Source organism: Rhizobium sp. Leaf311 (assembly GCF_001423445.1).
Lineage (GTDB): Bacteria > Pseudomonadota > Alphaproteobacteria > Rhizobiales > Rhizobiaceae > Agrobacterium.
This window is the reverse complement of the sequence record NZ_LMNZ01000002.1, coordinates 186381-205219: the sequence shown is the minus strand read 5'-3', so window position 1 is coordinate 205219 and position 18839 is coordinate 186381. Positions and strand designations below refer to the sequence as shown.

14 protein-coding genes and 1 riboswitch are annotated in these 18839 nt (G+C 58.1%); of the genes, 1 reads left to right on the top strand and 13 read right to left on the bottom strand.

Annotation, left to right across the window (positions count from 1 at the left end; genetic code table 11):
* Positions 1-24: 24 nt before the first annotated feature.
* The 9 genes from thiD to ASF69_RS05070 all read right to left on the bottom strand — a co-directional run bounded on the left by thiD (position 25) and on the right by ASF69_RS05070 (position 11510).
* The gene (thiD, locus tag ASF69_RS05110; protein ID WP_062585997.1) at positions 25-825 is read right to left on the bottom strand and encodes a bifunctional hydroxymethylpyrimidine kinase/phosphomethylpyrimidine kinase; all 801 of its coding nucleotides are present in this window, start codon (positions 823-825) and stop codon (positions 25-27) included.
* Positions 822-1487 carry a thiamine phosphate synthase gene (thiE, locus tag ASF69_RS05105; protein WP_062585996.1) on the bottom strand — a complete coding sequence of 222 codons (666 nt, stop codon included), beginning with the start codon at positions 1485-1487 and terminating at the stop codon, positions 822-824. Before thiE ends, thiD begins: the two co-directional genes overlap by 4 nt.
* Complete coding sequence (locus ASF69_RS05100) at positions 1468-2205, bottom strand: hydroxyethylthiazole kinase (protein ID WP_062585994.1); 738 nt, start codon at positions 2203-2205, stop codon at positions 1468-1470. Before ASF69_RS05100 ends, thiE begins: the two co-directional genes overlap by 20 nt.
* A 68-nt stretch (positions 2206-2273) precedes the next feature.
* Positions 2274-2376: riboswitch (TPP riboswitch) on the bottom strand.
* A gap of 72 nt (positions 2377-2448) precedes the next feature.
* A complete protein-coding gene (gene iolG, locus ASF69_RS05095) occupies positions 2449-3441 on the bottom strand; it encodes an inositol 2-dehydrogenase (protein ID WP_062585992.1) in 993 nt (330 codons plus the stop codon).
* 243 nt (positions 3442-3684) lie between these two features.
* A complete protein-coding gene (locus tag ASF69_RS05090) occupies positions 3685-5022 on the bottom strand; it encodes a telomere resolvase (RefSeq protein ID WP_062585990.1) in 1338 nt (445 codons plus the stop codon).
* A gap of 80 nt (positions 5023-5102) precedes the next feature.
* Positions 5103-6245 (bottom strand): Xaa-Pro peptidase family protein, encoded by a 1143-nt coding sequence (locus ASF69_RS05085; RefSeq protein ID WP_062585987.1) that lies wholly within the window; start codon positions 6243-6245, stop codon positions 5103-5105.
* A gap of 89 nt (positions 6246-6334) precedes the next feature.
* The gene (locus ASF69_RS05080) at positions 6335-7699 is read right to left on the bottom strand and encodes an AcvB/VirJ family lysyl-phosphatidylglycerol hydrolase (protein ID WP_062585986.1); all 1365 of its coding nucleotides are present in this window, start codon (positions 7697-7699) and stop codon (positions 6335-6337) included.
* Positions 7696-10296, bottom strand: a complete 2601-nt coding sequence (gene mprF / locus ASF69_RS05075) for a bifunctional lysylphosphatidylglycerol flippase/synthetase MprF (protein ID WP_062585984.1) — start codon at positions 10294-10296, stop codon at positions 7696-7698. The genes ASF69_RS05080 and mprF overlap by 4 nt, the downstream gene beginning before the upstream one ends.
* Before the next feature lie 176 nt (positions 10297-10472).
* Complete coding sequence (locus ASF69_RS05070; protein WP_062585982.1) at positions 10473-11510, bottom strand: dipeptidase; 1038 nt, start codon at positions 11508-11510, stop codon at positions 10473-10475.
* A gap of 114 nt (positions 11511-11624) precedes the next feature.
* On the opposite strand from ASF69_RS05070, the gene ASF69_RS05065 reads away from it, so the two are divergent.
* A complete protein-coding gene (locus ASF69_RS05065; RefSeq protein WP_062585980.1) occupies positions 11625-13136 on the top strand; it encodes a serine hydrolase domain-containing protein in 1512 nt (503 codons plus the stop codon).
* A 22-nt stretch (positions 13137-13158) separates the two neighbouring features.
* Here ASF69_RS05065 and ASF69_RS05060 read toward each other — a convergent pair whose 3' ends face one another.
* From ASF69_RS05060 to ASF69_RS05045, 4 genes are all read right to left on the bottom strand, one after another.
* Positions 13159-14025 (bottom strand): D-amino-acid transaminase, encoded by an 867-nt coding sequence (locus ASF69_RS05060; protein ID WP_062585979.1) that lies wholly within the window; start codon positions 14023-14025, stop codon positions 13159-13161.
* A gap of 12 nt (positions 14026-14037) precedes the next feature.
* Positions 14038-15102, bottom strand: coding sequence for a P1 family peptidase (locus tag ASF69_RS05055; RefSeq protein WP_062585977.1), 1065 nt, complete (start codon positions 15100-15102; stop codon positions 14038-14040).
* A gap of 117 nt (positions 15103-15219) precedes the next feature.
* Positions 15220-17223 carry an acetyl/propionyl/methylcrotonyl-CoA carboxylase subunit alpha gene (locus ASF69_RS05050; protein WP_062585975.1) on the bottom strand — a complete coding sequence of 668 codons (2004 nt, stop codon included), beginning with the start codon at positions 17221-17223 and terminating at the stop codon, positions 15220-15222.
* Between the two features lie 11 nt (positions 17224-17234).
* Positions 17235-18767, bottom strand: coding sequence for an acyl-CoA carboxylase subunit beta (locus ASF69_RS05045; RefSeq protein ID WP_062585973.1), 1533 nt, complete (start codon positions 18765-18767; stop codon positions 17235-17237).
* Between the last annotated feature and the right edge of the window lie 72 nt (positions 18768-18839).

Here is an 18839-nt window from a genome sequence, read left to right as displayed (position 1 = left end):
CGCTTTGGGTGTGACAAGCTGCAGTCAGGCACTCCACCAGCGATAAAAATGATGCACGGGGCCGTGCCCGCCGCCTACCCGCAAGGTGCGTCCCGCAGCCAACGCCCCCTGGAGGTAATCTTTTGCCAGACCAATAGCGTCGGCCAAGGGATAACCCAGAGCCAGATTGGCCGTGATGGCAGATGCCAACGTACAGCCGGTCCCGTGGTCGTTTCGGGTTTCGAGCCGGGGCATGGCGAATTCCTGAACGCCCGTCGAATCCAGGAGAATATCGATACTCTCCGAGCCGGAGGCGTGCCCGCCCTTGATCAGGACTGCGCCGACGCCGGTCTTCAGGATTGTTTCGGCCTGCTGGATAACCTCATTGCGGGATGCGGCCATTTTCATTCCGCACAAGAGAGCAGCCTCAGGCAGGTTTGGTGTTGCCAGCACCGCCAGGGGAAGCAGCATGGACCGCAGACCCTCGACAGCATCTTCCTGCAGCAAGCGATCTCCAGATGTCGCCACCATCACCGGGTCCAACACCACAGGCATTTTGCGGCCTTGCAGGCCTGCGGCGATGCATTCGATGGTCTCGGTGCGCGAGACCATCCCGATCTTGACGGCATCGACCGTGAGATCAGAGAATACAGCGTCCATCTGGGCCCGCACCATTCCGGCCGAGACGTCTTCAACGGCGGTAACGCCCCTGGTGTTTTGTGCGGTGATGGCGGTCAAAACGCTGGCGCCATACACGCCCAAGGCAGAGAATGTCTTGAGGTCGGCCTGTATGCCCGCGCCTCCGCCGCTATCGGAGCCCGCAATTGTCAGTGCGATGACTGTCATCTGCGTGCCTCCAGCGCAATATCCACATGATGGCGGAAGTCCCGGGCTGCGGCGGCAATATCGGTGGCGCGAAACAGCCCGGAAATAACCGCCACACCGTCTGCGCCTGCGGCGATGAGGGCGGGCACTTTGTCCAGTGTGATGCCTGCTATAGCGCCGACCGGCATATCGGGCCGCATGTTGTTCAGAATGTTCCGAAGTTCCCTGAAGCCCTCCAGCCCAACGGGAGCGTCGGGGTTTACTTTCGAGACGGTATCGAAAACGCCGCCGATACAGGCATAGTCTGCCGGTGCGTTGCCCGCGCGCTCGGCGTCGTCCATGTTTTTGACCGTCAGGCCAATAATGGCAGCAGGCCCGAGCAGCCGCCTTGCCGTTGCCGCGTCCATGTCATCGGCACCCAGATGGACGCCATCCGCGCCAGACGCGAGCGCTACGTCGACCCGGTCATTGATGACGAGCGGAACGCCCGTGCCTTGCAGAGCTTGCAGAATGAGAACTGCCTGCTGGATCATCTCTCGGGTCGAGGAGTGCTTGTCGCGGTACTGGATGATGGTCGCCCCATGCCGCGCCGCCACCGCTGCGAGTTCCGGAAGGGGGGCGATATCGGCCAGCGATTTATCGACCAGCGCGTTCAGCCTGTAATCAATTCTCATGTCGTTCAATCCTCGCAAGCGAAACTATGTCATCGGTACTCAGTCCGTTCACGGCATCGAGAAACGCCGCCTCGAACGTCCCCGGACCACGCGAATGCCGTGCCGCAATTTCCGCAGAAACGCCTGTGACGGTCAGCGCGGCTGCGGCCGCCAGAAGCGGGTCTGTCTCAACCGCCATGAATGCTGCAATGACGCCGCCGGAGAGGCAGCCGGTGCCGGTGACTTTCGCCATCCAGGGATGACCGTTGTGGATGGTTGCCGCCCTGTTCTGGTCCTGAAGCAGGTCCTGCGGCCCGGTCTGGATACGCAGCGCCTTGGCGACATCGCCGATCACGGACATTTCCGCTTGGTTGCCGCGCACGATTGCGGGGCCGAGCGCAAGCATCTCCCTGGCAAATGCTAGGCGGGATGGGGAATAATCGCAGTGAACAGGGTCAATGATCCAGGGCTTGCCCTTGGCGTTTGCAATGGCGACTGCTTGCCGGATGACCTTGCGGCGTGCCTCGTCCAGCGTGCCAAGGTTGATTGTCAGCGCATCGACCATGAGGACGAAGTCCTCGATCTCCTCCGGCGATGACGTCATGGAGGGAATGCCGCCGACAGCGGTTATACCGTCTGCCGTGAATTTCTGGACGACGGTATTCATCAGGCAGTGCACCCGCGGACGTCGCTCGCGCACCCGCGTTAAAAGCTCGCCCGCCTTTTGGGCCGTGGGGAAATCGATCATGGTTTTCTCAGCACTCCAGACGTCTCGATGCAGAGACCCGGGCCAAGCGGAGAAGAGAAAAGCATTGCCTGCGCAGACTGTTCCGTTCCTACGCCGGCATGACCCGGATCAGGTTCAAGGGTCCGGCTCAGCGCCATCTCAGCATCGTCAGATGCTCCCCTCGGAATGTCTCGAAAGTGGCGTCTTTTACGCCTGCTGTCAATGGCGCGAAGGCATGGCAGTGCCACACCTTCGCGGCAACCATCAGGTCAAATGCACGACGGTTTTTTCGCGTGCAGATTTGAGTGCCGCATCGGCCAGCTTCAAGGCGATGAGGCCGTCCTTTGCGGAAGGCGAGGGTGCGGCATTGTTCTCGATGGCATCGATGAAGGCCGCGATCTCGGCGGCGTAGGCTGCTGTGTAACGCGTCATGAAGAAATCGTGCAGAGGCGGACGCGTATAGCCATCCTTCGTCGCGATCTCGATGGAAACGGGCCGCTGGTTTTCTGCGGCTACCGAGCCGAGCGAACCGTGGACTTCGATGCGCTGATCATAGCCATAGGTCGCGCGCCGTGAGTTGGAAATCATCGCCTGACGTCCCGTCGCCGTGGTCAAGACGATACTGGCGCTATCGTAATCGCCGAGTTCCCCGATCTTGGGGTCCACGAGAACGGAGCCGCTTGCAAACACGCTGACAATCTCTTCGCCGAGCAGGAACCGGGCGATGTCGAAATCATGGATGGTCATGTCGCGGAAGATGCCGCCCGAAACCTTGATATATTCCGGCGGCGGCGCGCCCGGGTCACGGCTGGTGATGGTCACCATCTCGACCTTGCCGATCTGGCCGTCATCTATTGCTTTGCGCACGGCACGGAAATGCGGATCAAAACGGCGATTGAAGCCAAGCATGATCTTGGCGCCCGTCTCTTCCACCACATCGATGCAGGATTGGGCACGTGCGACATCCAGATCGATCGGCTTCTCGCAGAAAATAGCCTTGCCAGCGCGTGCAAAGCGCTCGATCAGATCGGCGTGGGTATTGGTAGGTGTGCAGATGATAACCGCATCAATGTCGGGATTGGCGAGAACGGCATCGATGGTGCTGATCTCGCAACCGGTTTCATCGGCAATCGCCTGAGCTGCCTCCTGAAAGGCGTCCACCACGGCAACCAGCTTTGCACGCTTGTCAGAGGCAATTGCCTTGGCGTGCACTTTCCCAATGCGCCCGGCACCCAGCAAGGCCAATTTCGTAACCATCGTTTCCTCCCGATCTGGTCATCTGGGCGCGTTGGTCGCGGTCGAGAATAGAAAGTCGGCGCGAGCACGAAACCCATTTTGGAATATATGTTCCATCTTGCTAGATGCCCGTTTCATTTGTGTCAAGCAGTCTTGAGCGACAGGTGCAGGCCAGATATTTCGAGCAGCAAAAATCCCATGCGCACACGCCCGCGCACTCCTTGTCGGCTGCGTCTCTTTGGGAATGTCTGGAAGGTCTCGCGCTTAGCTCTCCGGCATCCCCGGTATCTGATTGATCGTCCGCATCTGGTTGATGGTGCGATCCGCCAGATGCTCCGCGCGCGCCTTGGACCGGTCAGCATCTTCGGGAAAGGTGTAGGTCATGTATGACAATGAGGTTTCAAGGTCATTGTTGTTGTGGCCAAGGATAGCGGCGAAATAGCTGTTCTTGGTGACCCGTGGGGGCGCGAAATTGCGGAACGCTATTTCCGCGTAGAGATGACGCAGGCCATAGGGTTTTGCCGGTTCTTCCTTGGGCCAGATATCTTCGAATTTGGCGATAACTGCATCCCGCAGGGGCAGACGAACTTCCGAGGTGAAGTCGTCGACGCTTAGCCCCAGCCAAAGCTTTCCATCGCTACTCTCGCGCAGGCGGCGATAGGCGTCGAGGACGATTTTCGATTGCTCAAGCACAGGAATTTCATAGGTGACACCGAATTTCGTGCCTTCGCCCTGCTTGGTCTTGGCCTGACCGTTGAAAAGCACACTCCATTTCGAAACGCCCTTGCCATAGGGCGCAGGCTTGAGTTCCGCCTGTGTGAAGATTTCATAGGGGCGACGCCCGGTCGTTCCCATCAGTCCAATAGCAATCGTCATGGGATCGGATGCGAGCAGGTAGCGGCGACACCGCTTCATGACTTCGGCATGGTTTTCGAATGTAATCAAAGAACCGTGCTTCTTGGCAATCTTCGCCATCTTGATCTTGCGTGCCTCATCGTAAAGCTGAGGCGTTCCGGCGGCGATGCGCAGCATCGGGTGCTCATCGCCAAAGGCCTCACGCAAGGCATTCCGGTATTTCGTGATGTAGGAGATTACGGTTGCCTGCGCCTTGTCCTTCATCGAGTCCATTTCGCGATCCCACAGGGCCTGCATCTCCGCCTTGGTCGAAACACCGTTGGTGGCGGCAATGAAGTTGGCAACGCGCAGGAGAAAACGCGGCTTGCGGCCAACCATATTGGCCTCGGCCCGCTCGAGTTTTTCCCGGATGGAAGTGGCGACACCGATGGCGGGATAGTCTGCCGCCTTTATATAGGTATCCAGCCGCTCCCGAAGTTTTTTCATGTTGCAGATGGCAAGCGGAGTCGTCTTGGGACCGAAGGCGTCTTTCAACGCGTATCTATATTTTACAATATATAGCTCGAGCGTCTTTTCCGTGCGTCCGTTTTCGAAGTGAAATCGCACCTCTTCGTTCCAGAGTGCGCCAATTTTCTTCGTGTCATACGTGCCGTCTGACTTTTTGGTATTTTTTATTTTTTCGATAAATTCCCCGATGCGGTCTACCAGCACGGGTGTTTTGGTTTTTCTTTTTTCGGCAACGGACATGCTTGACCCCGGCAATATGATTCGCACTGCAAAAAGTATATTTTATAATGACTTTGAAAAGCCAGTCTTCTTTATTAGCTCTATTGAAACGGCTGTGTCGGAGCTATGGCAGGGCGTGTAAACCACTGTGGCCCGGCCTCCGACATATAGATGTGGTCTTCCAGACGTATTCCGAATTTGCCCGGATAGACCAGCATCGGTTCGTTGGAAAAGCACATTCCCTTTGCAAGCGGCAAAGCGTTGCCACGAACGATATAAGGTGCTTCGTGGATTTCCAGGCCAAGCCCGTGACCGGCGCGATGCGGTAACCCCGGCATGGCATAATCCGGCCCGAGCCCATGTTTCCTAAAGACCGCGCGGGCCGCGTCGTCGAGACTGCCGCAGGCTGCGCCGATTCTGGCTGCGTCAAAAACCGCCTGCTGCGCTTCGCGCTCGATAGCCCATGCATCCGCAAAGGCAGCGTCTGGTTCTTCCAGCACATAGGTGCGGGTAATATCGGAGTGGTAGCCTTCGATGCGCAAACCGGTGTCTACCAGAATGACATCGCCTTCCTGCAGCACCTGGTCGCCATCCGCGCCATGCGGGAGTGACGTTGCCGTTCCAAAGGAAACGATGCAGAAGTAGGAACCGCTGCCGCCGCTGAGCGCCCGGTGCTGTTCATCGATGAACTGAATAACCTGCGAGGCGCGAATGCCGGGTTTCATTGCTGCGTGCGCGCGCCTGTGGACCTCAAGCGTAAGATCCATCGCATATTGGATGATCTCGATTTCTGCCGAAGACTTCAGACTGCGCAGGCCGCTGATGAGATGTCCGCCGTCGACAAGCCTGTCCTGTCCACAGGCCTTGGCCAGTGCGTGATAGACAAAAAGCGGCAAGGCATCATCCAGCGCGATTCGGCCCGCTCTGCCAACAATCCGTGCCACCAGTTCCGCCGGGCTTTCTTCTTCCTGCCAGAGGTGGATGTCGCCCTCGATATGCGGCAGCGTGTCGACGCGCGACTTCTCAAATCCCGGCACAATATAGTGCAGCGCAGATTGCGTGATGACGGCTCCCAGAAGCCGCTCGCTCTGGTGCCAGACGAGGCCGGTGAAATAACGCAAACTCTCGGTCGAGCCGAGAAGCAGTGCGTCTATATCTTGCTCGCGCATAGCAAGACGCAATCGCTCCAGCCGTTGCAGGCGTTCTGCGGTGGAGATGGAGGCTGGTCCGGGGGGCTTGAACATGCGTCGATCTCAAATTGATTTGACACCACATGGATTAGCGGCTTGCAGTGTTGTATTCAATATGTCGACCGAGAAATTACAGCCTTGGGCTACTGACCGAGACGCTTTTTCAACGATGAAACGATACGTTTGGTCAGGGCCTCGTAATCCTCGTCGAAATGGTGCCCTCCCTCGATCCCGATCGTCTCCACACCCTTGTCTTTGAGCGCAGGGCAAGCAGCTTCTTCGTCTTCGGTGCCGTAAACGCACTGCACGATTTTCGGGTTGATCTTTGCCAGATCCGCGACGGGGTCCTGCGCTCCGGAACCTGACACACCAAGCCATCCGCCGACAGAGATTTCGTATGATACTTCATGCGAGAGCGAAAGCAGGCTCATCTGAACGACGCGGGCTTTGTCCTTTTCCGGCAGGGTGTTGAAGGTCACGGGCAAAACGTCGGCACCAAAGGAATAGCCGATCAAAAGAACGTTCTTGACCTTCCACTCCTTGCGATAGGTATCGATGATACGTGAAAGGTCCGAGGCTATATCCTGCGGTTTTTTCTCCGACCAGAAATAACGCAAGGAATCCACGCCGATGGTCGGTACGCCATCCTGCTGAAGGAAGCTGCCGATATCCTTGTCCAGATCGCGCCATCCGCCATCGCCGGAATAGATGATGGCCATTGTGTCCATGGTGGGCTTGGCCTCAAGCACGGTCAAGGGCAACCCAAGTGGATCATCGCTGTTTCCGGCTGCGTCGATACGGTCGGTAAGAGCCTGCGCGAGGGCCGCCTGCGCCTCATCCGTCACGTCTTTGACGTCAATGTCCGGGTGGGATTTGGTAAGCTCTTCCACATGCGCGCGGCCCTTGGCATCGGCCTTCGGGCTAAAGACGACGCTGACCGGCGCCGGCAGGGGTCCGTCTGTCAGGCCGTAGATCATGCGGCCATTATCCGGCTGCTTGGTCGCTGGCGTGCAGAGGATTTTTTCAAGCGGAATGCCCGCAACCGGATCAACGGCTACAGCCTCGCTGATTGTTGCTGCAGGGCTTTGCGCGATCATGGCAAGCGCAAGCGTCGCGCCATCTCCGACACCGGCAATGATGGGCGGGCGGTAGTTGGACACTCCGGCCTTTCGCTGAATTTCCTGCGCAAGTTCCTCAATGTCCGAGATCATATAGATGCACTCATCCTCATTGGCCTTGAGTGCCTCTATGTATTTCGGCATGTCTATTCCAACGACAGCCGCGCCTTTCTCGACCAGCGCCTCTGCTTCCGTCTGCTCTGCCTCACCCCATCCGCTTGCGCCCGATATCAGGAAGACATTGGCGGTCAGGTCTCCGTCCGGCAGGAGAATATGGTCTGCGGGGATCATGCCTGTCTGAAAACCATTGGCTTCCTGTGCGGATGCACAGACCGGAACGAAGGTCGCAGCCGCCAGCAATGCGATTTTCAGGTATTGGAGGGCTGTCATTTACCAATCACTCCTCTGACGCCGCCGCTGATGAGGACGGTTGCGTCCATAAGCGCCAAGGCGGCACTCGTTCCGTTGGAAACCGCGACATAGCGTGGCTCCCATTTCGGGTGAAATTTCGACTTGAACGCCCTCAGACCCTTGAAGTTGTAAAAACGTTCGCCGTGTTCGAACAATGTGCCACCAACCCGGTCCCAGACAGGCGCGGCCTCTCTCTTGGACATGCCGGAAAGTGGCGCCATGCCAAGGTTGAAATAGGAGTAACCCTGTTCGCGCATATATTCAATAATGCTGACAAACAGGAAGTCCATCGACCCTCGTGGCGCATCGGGCGAAAAGCGCATGAGATCGACGGTCACTTCATCCTTTGTCTCGGTCATCAGCAGGTTCGCGAAAGCGGTGATCTGGCCGTCCTTGCGCAATACCGCGACCGGCTGCGAGAGGATGTAATCCTTTTCGAACGATCCGAGCGAGAAGGTCTTTTCCCGGGTGTTGTGATGCGCCAGCCACGAGTCCGATACGTTCTTCAGGGCATCGTAGATTTCAGGAACATCCGGCGTATCAACGACGGAGAACGTCAAGCCGTCGCGGGCGCCACGGCTGAGCGACTGCCTCAGATTGGCGAGCTTTCCGCCCTTCAGTTCGAACCGCTTGAGATCCACCATGGCGAGTTCACCGAGCTTGAAAGCCCGAAGTCCCGCATCGGCGCAGTAGGGGAGAATGGCAGGCGAAATCTGATAGAAGACCGCTCTGGCACCGGATGCGCGCGCCTGCTCGACGAATTGCCAGACAAGGTCGGAGAAATCGTTCTCGTCACCGACCGGATCGGCCAGCGCAATCCATGAGCGGCCTCGAATGCCGTACATGATGAAGGCGTTGCCGCTCTCCGACAACATGACGTGCTTGTCGCCCATACGTACGAGGTTGGCGTCCGCAACGCCCTGTTTTTCGACGATCGCGGTTGCCTTTTGAATATCCTCAGGATGGATTTCATCTGGTCTGTAGATGACGGGTCGCAGCAGGCTGAAAATGGCGACCGTTGATGAAGCCAGCACAAGGCCAAGGAGCGCACGCAGGCCGCGCGGTGCTTCCTCGGAAAACTCGAACTGCCACCACAGCGTCTGGCTGTAATCGGTGTCACGATAGACAAAGAACAGGATTGTCGCTGCACCGGCAACGATAACCGCCATCGCCGCGAGCCAGGTCGGCCCCAGAGCCTGACGCAGCAGGGAGGCATGACGGTTGAAGCTTCTGACATTGAAGAACAGCGCGACGATAAAGATGCCGAGGAAGATCGCCTCGAAAACGGCAATGGCCTTGATCAGCGAGAGGAAGAGGCCGCCCGCCGCGGAAACCAGCGCCACCCACCATGCACCGTCCAGCCTTTGGCTTAGCCCGCGGGACGCGACCACGAGCACCAGGCCAAGAATACTGGAAAGAAAGTGTGCCGCCTCGATGATGGGCAAAGGCACGAAGCCGGACAGGAAATCGAGATTGCTGTCCGGCGTTGGCGTCACGCTCGAGAAAATCAGCATGGTGCCGAGAATGAGGGCAAATGCCGACAGCAGGGACGGCGCCAGACGCCCGGCAAGACTGCCGATATCCGCCATGATCGGCTTGGAAGCGAACTGCTTCATTTCCGATGCCAGCATGAGGCAGATGGCAACGAGAAGCGGCAGCACGTGGTAGATCATGCGGTAAAGGACGAGACCGCCCAGAAGCTGATCAAGGCTGATGGCGTTGCCCAGACCGGCGACCATGACTGTTTCGAAAACGCCAAGACCCGCCGGAACATGGCTGAGAACGCCAAGGCCGACAGCGGTGGCATAGATGGCAAAGAAGCTTGGCCAGCCGACATTCGTTTCCGGCAGGAGCACATAAAGGACGGATGCCGATGCCGCGATATCGAAAGCCGAGACCAGAAACTGGCGTGACGAGGTTCGGCTATCGGGAAGGCGCAATTTGAGGCGCCGGATCTGGATAACCCTGCCGTTGCGGCCAAGAAACATCAGGGCGGTCATGACGCAGATGATCGCCAGAGCGCCACCGCGTAACCATGAGGGTTCTATGCCGAGAATGCTGGCAACCCTTGGGGCGACGATAAGAGTGGAGAGCGCGCTGACGGCGAGCAATCCCAATCCGAAAGAGAGCGTGACGAAGGCGATGATGCGAGCGATATCCGAAGGGCTGAGCCCCATGCGCGAATAGGCGCGAAAGCGGATAGCACCGCCACTCAAGGGGCCAAAACCGGCGGTGTTGCCAACGGCATATGCAATGAATGCTGTCGCGATGACCGAGGGCGCTGGCAATTTCTTGCCGATATACTCTATCGCGTTGAGATCGTAGCAGATCAGGGCGGCAAAGCTCAGGCCGGTGAACAGAACGGCAAGGGCTGCCGCACGCCAGCTGGTATCGGCGAGTGCGACGACAATGTCGTCGTAGCGAACCTCAGATGTCAGCTTGTAGATGGTAAACGTCATCATCAGGAAGACGACGGTTACCGCAATCGATGTGAGATGAGGTCGGTATCGCTCGAAAAAGCCCTCGAGTCCGGCTTCAGCCACTTCAGCCTGCGCTACGTCGTTCTTCTCTGTCATATGCTTTTCCACAAGATTGCGTCAGGCCAACCACAGCATTGTGACGCTAGTTCGTTGTGTTCTCAGAAATACGAAGATTTGCTTTTTATTTCATAAATTCTGAACACAAAACCGGTCGGGCAGCGCAGACCTGTTCCGGGCGCCCTTAACCGGCCTGTGGATGGCAAGGCTTCCGCTTAAGCGCCCCAGGTCTTTTCCAGAACCCTGATCCAGTTTCCATGGCAGATTTTATCAAGCGACGCCTGATCATAGCCCGCATCCCGGAGTGCATTGACGAGCATTTGCAGGTCGGATGCATCCTTCATTGCGGCAGGAATTGTCGTGCCATCGAAATCCGATCCCATCGCAACGTGATCGATGCCCATCCTGTCGACCATGTAGTCGACGTGCCGTACCAGCTCGCTGAGGTCTGTATCGGGGTTCTTGACCCCGTCCTGGCGCATGAAGAGGACGCCGAAGTTGATGCCGGCCAGGCCGCCGCTATCGCGGATGGCATCGAGCTGTCTGTCGGTGAGGTTGCGGCTGTGATTGCACAGCGTGTGGGCATTGGAATGAGACGCAACGAGCGGCGCATCCGTGATCTTGGCGATATCCCAGAAGCCCTGCTCGTTCATGTGGGAGAGATCGACGAGGACCTTCAGCTCGTTGCAGGTCTTGACCAGCCGCTTGCCGGCATCGGTCAAGCCGGGGCCGATATCGGGTGTCGAAGGGAAACGAAACGGCACGCCATAGGCAAAGCTGTTGGGCCGGCTCCACACGGGGCCGAGCGAGCGCAGGCCGGACTGGTGGAGGACATGCAGGGCGTCCAGATCGGTATTGAATGCCTCCACGCCTTCGAAGTGCAATACGGAGGCAAAAGCGCCATCGGCCATGGCGTTACGGATATCTGCAGCACTCCGGCAGACCTTCAGCCCGCCATTCGAGGCGGCTTCGATGCGAAACAAAAGGCTGGCCATGCCCAGCGTGGTCGCCAAAGCCTGCGTTTGTTCGGGAGCGATGAAGTCGCGATTGGCATCGAAGCCCTGAGGCGACGGCACGAAGATCGCACATAATCCACCGGCAAGACCGCCCTTTTTCGCGCGCGGCAGGTCGATATGTCCAACGGTGTCGCCATCAACGAATAGACGTTCCGGGGATGGGTGCCCTGAAAGTTTCAGACGTAGCAGGACGTCGTTGTGACCGTCGAATACGGGTACCGCTTGTGGGCTGCTCATGGGGAGGTCGCTTTCCGAAAATGTATGACAGGCGTTGCTGTAAACGGCAGATAGGTGCAAATGCAATGCAAGAACAGGGTAACGCCGCATCAAAAAAGGCATTGGACGGAAAACATGCAGAATGACTTGGACTGGAGCCGCGCCGCGAAGGTTGCTGACGGTTTCGCCTCTCAGTGGGGAAGCGCGGAACCAGGTGGAGCGATCATAGGCTTCGATCTGTCCGGTATCCGTTTCAAACGTTCGGGTGGCGTTGAAAGCCTTTCGACGCGCGCTCCATTCACGTCGGAAAGCGTCGTTCGTTATGCTTCGCTGACCAAGCACGTCTTCTGCGCCATGGTGCTGCAGAACAGCGACGTGATTTCACTCGATGATCCGCTCTCCATGCATCTTGAAGAATTGCAGTCGCCTCTGGCGGACCTCACGGTGGGCCACGCTCTGGATATGTCCGGTGGCTTGCCGGATGTGAGAGAATGCCTGTCCTTGCTCGGTCTTTCCGTTTATACGGAAACGAAAGCAGAGGCGCTGCTGTCCTATCTCTGCCGCATGACGAGGCTCAATTTCAAGCCGGGCCATGAGGTATCCTATTCGAATACCGGGTATCGGCTGGTCGAGGCGGCGCTCCAGCGAAAGGGGCTGTTCTTCGACGCCTTCGTTCAGGAAAGGCTCTCTCAGCCGCTCGGTATTTCCCTGAATGCACCTGATGTCTGGAACGATCCGGTTAGCGGACTGGCACCGGGTTACTGGAAAAGCGACAGAGGCTGGCAACTCTCAGCCGCGGGCCTGCATCTTTCCGCTTCGGGAAGTCTGACGGGCAGCGGCGAGGCGCTCGTGCGCTGGCTACAGGCGCTTTTGCGCGGTGAAGCGGGCTTTGCCGGGGTGCTGGACCGCCTGTCGGCGCAACGTCCCCTGGCAGATGGCAGAATGAGTGATTACGGGCTAGGGCTGCGCTGGTCGCGTCTTGGAGCACGCCGCTTCGTCGGCCATGGCGGTTCGCATCCGGGCTACAAGAGCTACTTCCTGACTGATCCTGACAATGGAACCGGCTTTGCCGTTGTCTCGAACCGGGAGGACACCAATGGCTTCAAGATAGCACTGGAAGCCATGGCGGCTCTGACCGGCCTGCCGCTGCCAAAACCGTCAAACACGCTGCCCGAAGGGCTGTATGTCACCGAAAGCGGGCCCTATTGGCTGGAGATAAAGGGCAGTGCCGCCACCTATATCGACGCTGAAGATACCCTGTATGAAGACGTCGACGGTTGGGTCTCCTCCCGCTCCGCATCATCGCCTATGCGCCTGCGCAAAGACGGGATTGCGCTGGTCGGAGAGGTTGGACATGCGCAGCGGCGCTTTCTGCCGGTCGGCCAGCATGAGGTGCCAGCGGCGCTTTCCGGGCGGTGGGTATTGCCAGAGGGGGCAGAGTTCGACATTGCCGATGGCGCGCTGTCCATGGGGACAGGTCCTGTGCGCCACACCATGCCGCTGACGGCGCTGGGCAACGGTCGCTATCTCTTCACCCTCATCGATGGACCCTGGACGAAACGGGTCTGTCTCAACATGCTGGGCGAAGACCACCTCGAACTGGTATCGAACCGCGCAAGGATGGTCGAATACCGGCGCTCGATCTGAGCCGACCAAGCGCCGTGAAGTGTCAGATCGCCGTGCGACGGGCGTGCTCGAGATAGAGCTCGCGCAGGCGCATGACCAGCGGCCCAGGCTTGCCGGTTCCAACAGGCTTGCCATCGATTGTGGTGATGGACATGACGAAGTTCGAGGCGCTGGTCAGGGCGGCTTCCTGTGCTTCCATCGCTTCCTGCAAGGTGAATGCACGTTCCTCCAGCGTCAGTCCCGCCTCCGCCGCCAATTGCAGCGCGGCCTGCCGCGTGCATCCGGGAAGGGTCTTGTTGCTGTTGCCGCGCGTGACAAGCTTCCCGTCCGCTGTGACGATATAGGCCGTCGATGACGCACCCTCGGTCACGAAACCGTCCTCGATCATCCATGCCTCGTCGCATCCGTCCGCCTTGGCCAGACGCTTTGCCATGACTTGCGGCAGAAGGCATACGGATTTGATATCGCGGCGGGCCCACCGCTGGTCCGGCACGGTTTTTACCGACAGTCCGGTTTCTTCCTGCGCACCGCCCAGCAGCTTTTTTGCCTGGGTAAACATGACGAGGGTGGGCGCCAGATCGGCAGAAAACAGGAAGTTGCGGTCTTCCGCGCCGCGTGTCAGCTGCAGGTAGATCATGCCTTCTTCCAGCTTGTTTTCCTTCACCAGTCGGCGCTCGGCTTCGACAATCTGCTGGGTGGTGACGGGCAGCTTAACGTCAATCTCACCGGCGCTGCGTTGCAGGCGCGCCATGTGAAGATCACTGTCGATCAGCTTGCCTTCCAGCACCGATGTAACCTCGTAGATGCCGTCACCAAACAGAAAGCCACGGTCGAAAATGGAGAGTTTGGCTTCTGTTTCCGGCAGAAATTCACCGTTGAGATAGACGATACGGCCGTTATCGGTGGGCATGTTTGTTCCTTTTCAAGGTCGAGAGGAGAGCAGCGCCTTGAGCGCGTCAATTGATATGGCGGATATCTTCGATGGTTTGCCGGTTGCCGCGTTGAACCCTGCCGTGGTGGATGCCATGCAGAGCGAATTGAGTATCGCCTCCTCCGTCGCTTCTATCGCCGCTTCGAAAAGCGGTGAGAGCACATCGTTGGAAAGCTCCGGGTAGGCGTGCAGCCCGCTGCGGCGAGATGGCGTGCGGCGTACGGATTCGGCGGTCGAAAATGCCAGCGCGTAATCTCCGGAACCATTGCTGAGCGCAGAGCCGGTGCGGGCAAGGCCACCAAAACAGCGTGATGCCAACCGTTTGAGATTGCGCGATGACAAGGGCGCGTCGGTTGCCAGCACGATCATGATCGAACCATCCTTGTCTTCATGCGGCGGGTTTACATAGGGCTGGCCGCAGACAAGCAGGTTACCACCGTAATTGGACTGGACGAGAAGGCCGATCGTGTAGTTCTGCCCCGCCACATTCACGACGCGCGAGCTGGTCCCGATGCCGCCCTTCATGCCAAAGGCGACGGTGCCGCACCCGGCGCCGACAGCACCCTCATCGAACAAGCCTTCGCTCGCACTCTCCAGCGCATGGGTGATTTCTTCCACGGTTGGGCGCGCTGAGCGAATGTCATTGAGGCGAGAATCATTGGTCTCGCCAACCACGGCATTCAGCGAGACGACCTGCTCATTGCCCGGTTGCGCCAGCGTGTACCTGTTTATGGCTTCGACAGCCCGTCCGGTGGCCAGCGTGTTCGTCAAGACAATGGGCGTTTCGATTTCACCGAGTTCTTCGATCTGTGTCGCGCCAACGAATTTTCCAAATCCGTTATAGGTGGAAAGCGCTGCAGGCACCTTCTCCTGAAAAATATTGCCACCATGCGCGATGATTGCAGTCGCACCGGTGCGGATGGTGTCACCTTCGATTGCGGAAAAATGGCCTACGCGCACGCCCGCAACGTCAGTCATGGCATTCAATGTGCCTGTCTCATAAATTCCAGGCGTAAAACCGATATCGCGCAGTCTTACTCGGATTTCGTCAGGCATTTGGCATAACTCGTTGGATGCTTGGCTACGATAGAGGACGGGGTTGAGCCTGCGACTCATCGTTGGTCAGATTTAACCCCATTTGCGGCGAAACGGCAGCGCAAACTGCCGCTCCTTCTATTCGAATTCCAAAATCACCTCGTCGACCGCGAGACTGTCTCCGGCGTTGACGGATATCTTGCTGACGCGGGCGCGGCGCTCGGCACGAAGGATGTTTTCCATTTTCATCGCTTCCACCGTCGCCAATGCCTGTCCTGCTTCCACCTGATCCCCGACCGCAACCGCTATTGATGTCACGACCCCGGGCATGGGGCAGAGCAGGAACTTCGAGGTATCAGGCGGCAGTTTTTCCGGCATGAGGCGCGCCAGTTCTGCCACACGCGGCGTGCGAACCTTTGCCGAAACATCTATTCCTTGCCAGCGAAGGCGAATTGCAGAGGGTGAAAGATCGATTTTGACCGCCATGGTCTGGTTGCTAACCGTAAACACCTGCAACGTCTGTCCCGGCGACCACTGCGTTTCGACCGGCAGCGATGCACCGTCATCAAAGGTGACGATAGCGCCTCTCTCTGTCATCTGGAGCGATAGCCGATGCTCGCTATTGATGAATGCAACCACCCATTCGCTGCCGACCACGCGACGGTGATTGCCAATCGTGCCCGAAATCTGCGTTGCACGCGTCTGGATACGGTGGTGGGCGACAGCGGCAATGGCCGCCAGTTTTCGCGCAGCATCTCCGCTAGGCTCGATATTTTCAAAGCCTTGCGGAAACTCTTCGGCAATAAAGCCGGTCGTCAGCCTGCCATCCCGAAACCGGTCATTCTGCATGACTGTCGAAAGGAACGGCAGGTTGTGGCCAATGCCTTCCACTTCAAAGCCGTCAAGCGCATCTGCCATCGCATCGATGGCAATCGTGCGATCTTTGCCCCATGTGCACAGCTTTGCGATCATCGGATCGTAATACATGGATATTTCGCCACCCTCGAAAACGCCCGTATCGTTTCGCACCACGGTGCCGTCTGGCTGATCGCCCTCACTCGGGGGGCGGTAGCGTGTAAGCCTGCCGATAGATGGCAGAAAGTTTCGATAGGGGTCTTCGGCGTAAAGCCGGCTTTCGATGGCCCAGCCGTTGAGCTTCACATCGTCTTGTGAGAAAGAGAGTTGCTCACCGCAGGCAACACGGATCATCTGTTCAACCAGATCGATACCAGTCACGAGTTCAGTGACCGGATGTTCCACCTGCAGGCGGGTGTTCATTTCCAGAAAGTAGAAGTTGCGCTCCCCATCCACAATGAATTCAACAGTTCCGGCAGAATGGTAGCCAACCGCCTTTGACAGGGCGACGGCCTGCTCCCCCATGGCCTTGCGTGTGGCCTCATCCAGAAAGGGCGAGGGGGCCTCTTCGATAACTTTTTGATTTCGGCGCTGGATGGAGCATTCCCGCTCGCCGAGGTAAAGAACATTGCCGTGTTGATCGCCCAGCACCTGAATTTCGATATGGCGTGGCTGGTTGACGAATTTTTCGATGAAGATGCGATCATCGCCAAATGAAGCCTTGGCTTCATTGCGCGAGGATTGAAAGCCTTCGCGCGCTTCGGCATCGCTCCATGCAATGCGCATTCCCTTGCCGCCGCCGCCAGCGGACGCCTTGATCATGACGGGGTAGCCGATGGATGACGCGATGTGAACGGCCTCATCCGCATCCTCGATCAGCCCCATATGTCCCGGCACTGTCGATACACCCGCTTCGGCGGCAAGCTTCTTCGAGGTAATCTTGTCGCCCATCGCCTCGATTGCCTTGACCGGCGGGCCGATGAAGATGACACCGGCTTTTCCCAGCGCTTCAGCAAAAACCGGGTTTTCCGACAGGAAGCCGTAACCGGGATGCACGGCATCGGCACCCGTCTTCCTGACCGCGTCCAGAATTTTCTCAATGACGATATAGGACTGGCTTGAAGGGGCGGGGCCTATATGGACAGCTTCATCCGCCAGGCGCACATGCAACGCGTTGGCGTCAGCATCGGAATAGACAGCCACGGTCTTGATGCGCATGGCTTTCGCCGTGCGGATGATGCGGCAGGCAATTTCACCTCTGTTGGCAATGAGGATTTTGGAGATCATCTGTTTTGTCCTCACAGCGGTATGGTGTCGTGTTTCTTCCAATGCGTCGTCACCTGCTTGTTGCGAAGGGACGCGAAGGCGCGTGCAATGCGGCGACGGGAGGAATGTGGCATGATGACTTCATCGATGAAGCCCCGTTCCGCCGCCACGAAGGGATTGGCAAAACGCTCCTCATATTCCCGTGTGCGCTCCGCAATCTTTTCAGGGTCCGAGAGTTCGGAACGGTAGAGAATTTCGGTTGCGCCCTTTGCCCCCATCACGGCAATTTCCGCGGTTGGCCAGGCATAGTTCACATCGGCCCCGATGTGTTTGGACGCCATCACGTCATAGGCGCCGCCATAGGCCTTGCGGGTAATGAGAGTAACCAGCGGCACCGTTGCCTCCGAATAGGCAAACAGCAGCTTTGCACCGTGCTTGATGACGCCTCCATATTCCTGCGCCACGCCGGGAAGGAAGCCCGGCACATCGACCAGTGTCAGAATGGGGATGTTGAACGCATCGCAGAACCGAACGAAGCGGGCCGCCTTTCGCGAGCTGTCGATATCCAGGCAACCGGCCAGCACCATCGGCTGGTTGGCGACGACACCAACGGTTTGGCCTTCAAGGCGGATGAAGCCGGTGATGATGTTTCTGGCAAAGGCTTCCTGTATCTCGAAGAAGTCACCCTCGTCGGCCAGGGCGTGGATCAGCTCCTTCATGTCATAGGGCTTGTTGGAGCTGTCAGGAATGAGGGTGTCGAGCCGGTTTTCCAGCCGTGCCGGGTCGTCATGGAAGGGGCGTGTCGGTGCTTTTTCGCGGTTGTTGAGCGGAAGGAAATCAAACAGCGCGCGCACGGCTTCCAGCGCTTCAATGTCGTTTTCATAGGCGCCATCGGCCACGGAGGATTTCTTCGTGTGCGTCAGCGCACCACCCAGCTCTTCTGCCGTGACAATTTCGTTGGTTACGGTTTTGACGACATCAGGGCCGGTGACGAACATGTAGGAGGTATCGCGCACCATGAAGATGAAATCCGTCATGGCAGGTGAATAGACCGCGCCGCCAGCGCAAGGACCCATGATAACGGATATCTGCGGGATGACACCCGAAACCTCGGCATTGCGACGGAACACTTCGGCATAGCCCGCAAGCGATGCGACACCTTCCTGAATACGCGCGCCGCCGCTGTCGTTGAGACCGATAATGGGTGCGCCGACACGCGCGGCCATGTCCATGACCTTGCAGATCTTTTGCGCATGTGTTTCAGACAGTGATCCGCCCAGAACGGTGAAGTCCTGGCTGAAAACATAAACCTGTCGGCCGTTGATGGTACCCCATCCCGTAACGACGCCGTCGCCTGCAATTTTTTGCTCGGCCATGCCGAAGTCCACCGCGCGGTGGGTGACATACATGTCATATTCCTCGAAGGAGCCTTCATCGAGCAGCACTTCGATGCGTTCGCGCGCGGTCAGCTTGCCCTTGGCGTGTTGCGCATCGATGCGTTTTTGTCCGCCGCCCATACGGGCCTGCGCCCGGCGCGCTTCCACTTCCTCAAGAACCGTCGGCATGCAGCCTCCCTCATGCAAATGTCTTCACACCGACTTAGATATCAAATTCGGGCGTGAAAACAGTCTACGATG

Excerpts from the sequence above, each read along its gene's own strand:
- ASF69_RS05090 (WP_062585990.1), bottom strand. The coding sequence starts at position 5,022 with ATGTCCGTTGCCGAAAAAAGAAAAACCAAAACACCCGTGCTGGTAGAC.
- ASF69_RS05085 (WP_062585987.1), bottom strand. The coding sequence starts at position 6,245 with ATGTTCAAGCCCCCCGGACCAGCCTCCATCTCCACCGCAGAACGCCTG.
- ASF69_RS05070 (WP_062585982.1), bottom strand. The coding sequence starts at position 11,510 with ATGAGCAGCCCACAAGCGGTACCCGTATTCGACGGTCACAACGACGTC.
- thiD (WP_062585997.1), bottom strand. The coding sequence starts at position 825 with ATGACAGTCATCGCACTGACAATTGCGGGCTCCGATAGCGGCGGAGGC.
- ASF69_RS05065 (WP_062585980.1), top strand. The coding sequence starts at position 11,625 with ATGCAGAATGACTTGGACTGGAGCCGCGCCGCGAAGGTTGCTGACGGT.
- mprF (WP_062585984.1), bottom strand. The coding sequence starts at position 10,296 with ATGACAGAGAAGAACGACGTAGCGCAGGCTGAAGTGGCTGAAGCCGGA.
- ASF69_RS05100 (WP_062585994.1), bottom strand. The coding sequence starts at position 2,205 with ATGATCGATTTCCCCACGGCCCAAAAGGCGGGCGAGCTTTTAACGCGG.
- ASF69_RS05080 (WP_062585986.1), bottom strand. The coding sequence starts at position 7,699 with ATGACAGCCCTCCAATACCTGAAAATCGCATTGCTGGCGGCTGCGACC.
- ASF69_RS05045 (WP_062585973.1), bottom strand. The coding sequence starts at position 18,767 with ATGCCGACGGTTCTTGAGGAAGTGGAAGCGCGCCGGGCGCAGGCCCGT.
- iolG (WP_062585992.1), bottom strand. The coding sequence starts at position 3,441 with ATGGTTACGAAATTGGCCTTGCTGGGTGCCGGGCGCATTGGGAAAGTG.
- ASF69_RS05050 (WP_062585975.1), bottom strand. The coding sequence starts at position 17,223 with ATGATCTCCAAAATCCTCATTGCCAACAGAGGTGAAATTGCCTGCCGC.
- ASF69_RS05060 (WP_062585979.1), bottom strand. The coding sequence starts at position 14,025 with ATGCCCACCGATAACGGCCGTATCGTCTATCTCAACGGTGAATTTCTG.
- ASF69_RS05055 (WP_062585977.1), bottom strand. The coding sequence starts at position 15,102 with ATGCCTGACGAAATCCGAGTAAGACTGCGCGATATCGGTTTTACGCCT.